1 protein-coding gene is annotated in these 635 nt (G+C 53.4%); it reads right to left on the bottom strand.

Annotation, left to right across the window (positions count from 1 at the left end; all coding sequences use genetic code 11):
- Window positions 1-597 (bottom strand): CRISPR-associated endonuclease Cas3'' (locus ABJK56_RS05760; protein WP_347243713.1); only part of this gene is annotated, 597 nt, incomplete at its 3' end.
- Window positions 598-635 lie beyond the last annotated feature (38 nt).

Here is a 635-nt window from a genome sequence, read left to right on the forward strand (position 1 = left end):
CTTGACGGTGGCGAAATTTTGCGGCGGCAAACTTTGTAAAACACCGCGGAAGGTTTTAATCTCATTCCCAGGTCGGAAACGTAGTTCAAATTCTAAAATTTCCGCGGGATTCATATTCCGGAGCGACTGTTGGAGCGGAATTGTGGGAGGAACGCCCAGGGGCACTCCTACGCCGTTCAAGAACTTGGCTATCTCGTGCAGGAGCGTTTTCACATCCGGGTGGAGGCTGGGAGGCTGACAATCTCTGTGCGTTTTATAGAGGTTAGGCGTCAACGGAGAATGATGTGTCAGCACAGCAGCGGTGGCCTCGAAAGCCTGGGGCGAGGTGCCAAAGTAGCGGTTGACAACCTTTTCCACTTCGGGAACAAACCACAGCCCTGTGAGGGCATGGGGAAAAGCGTGGGAGGTCTTTTTAAGGACATAGTCTTGAAAATCGGTAGCGGCTTTTCCGACGTCGTGAAGGGCGGCGGCTACCAGCGCTTTGGTCCTGAGCAGTGGGGAAAGCTGGAGACGGTCGGCAAGCTGGCCTGCCAAATCAACCACCGCTTTGAGATGGTCAATTAAGAGCGTGTCTGGTTTGGCGAGAAGTTGAGCCATACGAAGTTTTGCCCCTCACACTGCAAAGGATTGAGATC

The organism is Thermogutta sp. (genome assembly GCF_039793925.1).
Classification (GTDB): domain Bacteria; phylum Planctomycetota; class Planctomycetia; order Pirellulales; family Thermoguttaceae; genus Thermogutta.